This is a genomic window from Eudoraea sp., assembly GCF_049665975.1.
Lineage (GTDB): Bacteria > Bacteroidota > Bacteroidia > Flavobacteriales > Flavobacteriaceae > Eudoraea.
Genome location: NZ_JBATGR010000138.1, coordinates 1 through 4,025 on the forward strand (window position 1 = coordinate 1; position 4,025 = coordinate 4,025).

Annotated in this window: 3 protein-coding genes and 1 tRNA gene; 2 read left to right on the plus strand and 2 right to left on the minus strand. The window is 34.9% G+C overall.

What is annotated here, in order from left to right; translation table 11 throughout:
- The first annotated feature begins 49 nt into the window (after positions 1 to 49).
- Positions 50 to 123: transfer RNA gene (locus tag WBN20_RS05335), tRNA-Ala, on the plus strand.
- A gap of 107 nt (positions 124 to 230) precedes the next feature.
- Positions 231 to 944, plus strand: a complete 714-nt coding sequence (locus tag WBN20_RS05340; protein WP_424274754.1) for an SDR family oxidoreductase — start codon at positions 231 to 233, stop codon at positions 942 to 944.
- A 3-nt stretch (positions 945 to 947) separates the two neighbouring features.
- On the opposite strand, the gene WBN20_RS05345 is transcribed toward WBN20_RS05340, so the two are convergent.
- The gene (locus tag WBN20_RS05345; protein ID WP_424280975.1) at positions 948 to 3,698 is read right to left on the minus strand and encodes a PD-(D/E)XK nuclease family protein; all 2,751 of its coding nucleotides are present in this window, start codon (positions 3,696 to 3,698) and stop codon (positions 948 to 950) included.
- 68 nt (positions 3,699 to 3,766) lie between these two features.
- Positions 3,767 to 4,025: OmpA family protein (locus WBN20_RS05350; protein ID WP_424280976.1), on the minus strand; the 259-nt coding region annotated here is incomplete at its 5' end.

Sequence of the window (4,025 nt, forward strand, 5' to 3'; positions counted from 1 at the left end):
AATTTTGAAACTTATTCAAAAAGTAGTTCCTTTGACCTTCCTTAAATACGGGGGATTAGCTCAGCTGGCTAGAGCGCTTGCATGGCATGCAAGAGGTCACCGGTTCGACTCCGGTATTCTCCACAAAAACCCTCCTTCAACTACTGTAAGAGGGTTTTTTGATTTAGTATATCGGGCTTTATTAATATTAAAGAAATCAAAGAAAATTAACGACAAAAATATTAATTGATATGATGGATTTAGCAGGTAAAGTTGCCTATATCACGGGCGGTTCAAAAGGGATTGGACTAGGAGTAGCGAGGAAATTAATGGACGCGGGGTGTAAGGTTGCAATAAGCGGCAGAAACAAATCAAGCCTGGATGCAGCTGTACAGCACTTAGGTTCTGGACCAAATGTAATGGCTCTTGTGAGTGATGTTACAAATCTTGATAATGAACATAAGGCTGTAGCCCAAATTATTCAAAAATGGGGAAAACTTGATGTGGTTCTGGCTAACGCCGGACTTGGATATTTTGCTCCGGTTGATGAATTATCCGAAAACGACTGGCATCAAATGATTGACACCAACCTTAACGGAGTATTTCATACTTTAAAGGCTTCCGTAGAGGCTCTAAAGGACTCAAAAGGATACTATATAACTCTTGCCAGTTTGGCAGGGACTAATTTTTTCCCGACAGCGGCGGGTTACAATGCCACAAAGTTTGGTGTTGTTGGTTTTACCCAGGCGGCGATGTTGGATCTCCGTAAATATGATATTAAAGTATCTACTATAATGCCCGGTTCTGTAGCTACACATTTCAATAATAACGAACCTACCCAAAAAGATGCCTGGAAAATACAACCGGAGGATATAGGAGAGCTGGTGATTGATCTGCTAAAAATGCATCCGAGAACGCTTCCCAGTAAGATCGAAGTGAGACCCAGCAGGCCAGATAAAAAATAGTGATTAGTCTTCTTTAGCCATAAATGGGACGTCCGGATTTGCAATTTCCTGAATTAATTTAATTAATTGTTCCCTAAATAGGTCAAGGGTTTCTTTAGTAATATTTAAATCCTTATTTGAGGTATTCCTGCTATTTTTTGTTGAAAAATAGAATGGCCCGGAACCCAAATTCTTAAAGGAAATAATTCCGGCATTCATTTTTTCAATGGGATTAATAATTTGATACATGAACGAATAACAAAGCAACTGAAATGCTTTGCTACGATCGTAATTTTCAATGATTTCATCCCATAAAACTACTTCAACATTAGATTTGAGAACACTGCCGGTCTTATAATCAAGTATCCTAAGCATACCATCTTTTTCATCAACTCTGTCTAATGTCCCTTTTAACGTAACAGGAGTGTCTATCCCCGGAACATCGATTCTGACTGAAAGTTCATTTTCCAATGCTAATATTTTTATGTTATGATGTTTAATGTCTTGAATTTCCTTTAAAATGAAGCTATTTATATAAGCCATAATGACATTGAAGGCAATGAGATTTTTACCTCTTGAAATATCTTCTGCTGTATAAATTTTCAAAAGTTCATTTTCAACAACAGCTCTTATTTTTTGTTTTTGTTCTAATAATCCTCCTTCAGTCAGAAAAGAACCCAGAAATGGATCATACAGAATTTCCATTGCCTTATGTAAAATTGTCCCAAAAGTGTTTGAAGCAATGGTTTCTTCTACTTCAAGAGCTTCTTCCAATTTTAAAATCTTTTGTTTGTAAAAATTAATAGGATTTTTAATATAGTTTGTGAGCGAAGAGGGAGAAAGACCTTTTTTTAAGACGGCACTTATTTTATTCGTTATATCCCTATCCTTTTGAATAGAAACGGGAGAATTAACTATTGAGTTTATCCTGGGAACCGCAATTTTCGTTACTATATTTTCCAAGTGATTTTCATCTGTAAGTAATTGTGAAATAAACCTGCTTTTTTCACCTCCCTCAATGACATCGGCTTCAGTGTTATAGATTAGATAGATGTTCTTAGCTCGTTGTAATAACCTGTAAAAATGATATGTATAGACTGCATCTTTCTCTTTGTAAACTGGCAAACCAAATTCTCTTTTTATATCGAAAGGAATAAATGAGTTATTGGTCTTTCCTGCCGGGAGGATACCTTCATTTACAGATGTAATTATGACTGTTTCGAAATCGAGGTTTCTACTTTCCAACATCCCCATGATTTGTAACCCTTCAAGAGGTTCGCCTCTAAAGTTTACCTTCTCAGTGGATAAAAGTTCCTTGAATATACTTTGTAAAGCCCTTAGATCTTTTAAAAAGGGATATTTTGCAGAAAGCAATTTTAACTCATTAAACAGGGTATAAAACTTATATAAATACTCTAGTTCTAAATTGTTTTCGAGTAATTGAAATTTAACCTTTAGTAGCTCAATAATTCCAATAACCTTATTGAGAAAAACTGAAGGGTCCACATTTTCATCTGAAAACAGCAGCGTTAACCCTTCATTAGAGTCAGGAAACAAAGATTCCAATTTTGAAGGGGTTATATAGATCCAATTACGCTTGTTAATTTCTGTTTTTATTCGCGCAATTGTATTAAGATGATCTTTGGTAAGTATTTTCTGAACATATGGATGAACCAAAAAAGAGACCAAGTTCTTATAAAACCAACCGCGTGAATCTAATTGAATATAAAGATCGAAGAGCCGTGTAAACATACCAGCAATGGGAGTTTTATCTAAGGGATACCCCATGGTGATATTTACCCTATTTATTTCAGCCGGAATAGAGTTTAATATAGGATTGAGCAGCGTTTCATCTCCCAATATAACGGCAGTACTCCTAATTTGTTTCGGATCCTTTTTATTGAGATTTGAAATCAAATTCCCAACGTACTTTGCCTGGGATACTTTTTTAGGGACGCCGGTAATTTGGATATTTTTTGTTGTGCCATAATACTCACTTAATCCTTTTAAGGGATGGTCTTTAAAATAGCTCCATTCCTTTTGGTATTGTCGAATAAAAAACCCCGCATCATGAATTTTATCTTTCAGAAAGCAGGTGTCTATATCCCAAAAAATGTCAGCTTTACCTTCTTTTAAAAATTCCTTAATAATATAAGTCTCAGCTTTGTTTAAAGCATTAAATCCAACAAAAATGTGCTTTTTATTTTTGGTGTCATTAATGTAATCAGATAAATTATTACATGTTTCCTTATAAACCAATCCCTGATGGCCCAATCCGTTTTCTAAAAGATTTTTACTGAAGTCAGCGTGTAATTCTTCAAGATTATTCCAAAAGCTTAGATAATCTTCTATTAATTGTGTTTTATTGGGTTTCAAATGCCATTGGTTCATTTCCTGTACAACTGATAGGTATGAAAAAAGCTTATCGGTCGGTACCAGATACCTGTCAATTTCGTTGAAATCCTGTAATAGAATTTGACCCCATTTGGAAAAAGAATAAAAACTTTCCTTTTCGTCATTGCCCGTATTTAAATAGGCATTATATAGTTCAAATAATTGTTGTGTATTGGTTGCATAGGAAAGACCCGAAATCATTTCAACAAAGGATTCAATGCTATGGATTTCAGGAGCAAAAATGGTTTTACCAACAATTTTGGAGATACTGTTTTTAAGAAAGGTTCCTGCACGTTTACCGGGAAGAATAAAAATAAGATTATCAAAAGAATCATTCTTTTCCCATAATTCTTCTGCAATCTGATTTAAAAAACTTTGCATATTTAAAAATAAAAAAAGCCCCGCACTTGCGGAGCTTTTTTCTAATATATTAGGTTTCTAAACCCTATTTATTGTTTTATCAAATTAATTTCAACTCTACGATTCGTTTTCCTTCCGGAAGCGGTACCGTTGTCTGCTAATGGTCTGTCTTCACCATAACCAGTAGCTTCTAATCTGCTGGAAGCAACCCCATTTTCAATTAAGTAATTCATAACTGAATAGGCTCTTTCTTCAGAAAGTTTTTGGTTTAATGCTTCACTTCCTACACTATCAGTGTGTCCGTCTATAGTAAACCTAGCCCAAGAATATTCATTTAAGATAGCTACA

Excerpts from the sequence above, each read along its gene's own strand:
- WBN20_RS05340 (WP_424274754.1), top strand. The coding sequence starts at position 231 with ATGATGGATTTAGCAGGTAAAGTTGCCTATATCACGGGCGGTTCAAAA.
- WBN20_RS05345 (WP_424280975.1), bottom strand. The coding sequence starts at position 3,698 with ATGCAAAGTTTTTTAAATCAGATTGCAGAAGAATTATGGGAAAAGAAT.